Source organism: Novipirellula rosea (genome assembly GCF_039541335.1).
Taxonomy (GTDB): Bacteria; Planctomycetota; Planctomycetia; order Pirellulales; family Pirellulaceae; genus Novipirellula; species Novipirellula rosea.
Genome location: NZ_BAABGA010000045.1, coordinates 1 through 1013, shown reverse-complemented (window position 1 = coordinate 1013; position 1013 = coordinate 1). Strand labels below are relative to the sequence as shown.

The following is a 1013-nucleotide window of genomic DNA, read 5'->3' as shown; positions in this document are numbered from 1 at the left end:
TTGACTTGTTGTTCGTCTGTTTGCTGCATGGTCACTCCGGTTGGAAGGTAAGTTGCGCGCATAAAAAACGCCTCGCAGTTTTAGCGAGGCGTTTCGTCAATGTTTCGATTCGGTGGGCTATGCGGAACGCCGTCTCTTGCCGTTGTTGTAGGGCACTGCAGGTGGTTCCATCCCCTGCATTTCGTACCAGCGACGATAGCTGTACCAGACATTTCCTGAGTTCACTGTGTTCCCCTCACGCTGAAGTTGCTTCGCGGTTTCACGGTGACTCATTCGTTCGATGTCAATCAGTTCATGGACCCGCTCGGCGATCGCGTCCAAACGCGGGGGCTTACGCAGCCAGACCATCACGGCGTCGTCACTCGCCGAAACAACTTGAGATGTCTGTGCACTGAATCCGCGAATCAGTTGAGGGCGAAAGCAACCAAGCACATTGGTGCGTTTGCGATTTGCACGGCGTTCGACCTGCACGAGCACTCTCTTACCGGTGAGCGAACGAAAGATGGCCAGTCCCTTGTAAACAGCGTCTTCGCCTAGATCTCCAGATGCCGCCCTAGCGAGTAAGTCCGACGTTTCCGAAAGCTGCTGACGAGTTTGTTCAACCGTTAGAGTTTTTGTCGTGCCCTCCACTGCACGCAGCAAGCAATTGAGTTCGCTTTGAACTGCATTGCGATCAGCCTGAGCTGCTCGAAGCCGAGTCTTGGTTTCTTTCCTGTCCTCGTCCGTCCCCTCGCCCGACATGTCGAACAAGTCGTTGATTCGGTTTCCAAGCAATGCCAACTGCTTTCGAGAACGAGTAATCTGGTCGTCTGAACCCTGGTCCGCCTTGGCGTCCAACTCTTGGCTTTTCAGCACGACCGCCTCAATCAAATTCGTATCTCGCGAGATCAGCGTGGTTAAACTCTTGCAAATCGCTTCAACTGCGTCTTGGCGGCGAACTGCCGACTTGCATGAGCATTGGTCGCCGTTTTTGCATTGCATCGCTTGCCCTTGAGCACCCGTTTGGTAGAACC

At 53.8% G+C, this 1013-nt stretch carries 1 pseudogene; it reads right to left on the bottom strand.

Annotated elements, in window-relative coordinates:
- Positions 1–117 precede the first annotated feature (117 nt).
- Positions 118–1013 (bottom strand): annotated as a pseudogene (locus ABD971_RS17635) (recombinase family protein); the annotation flags it as partial.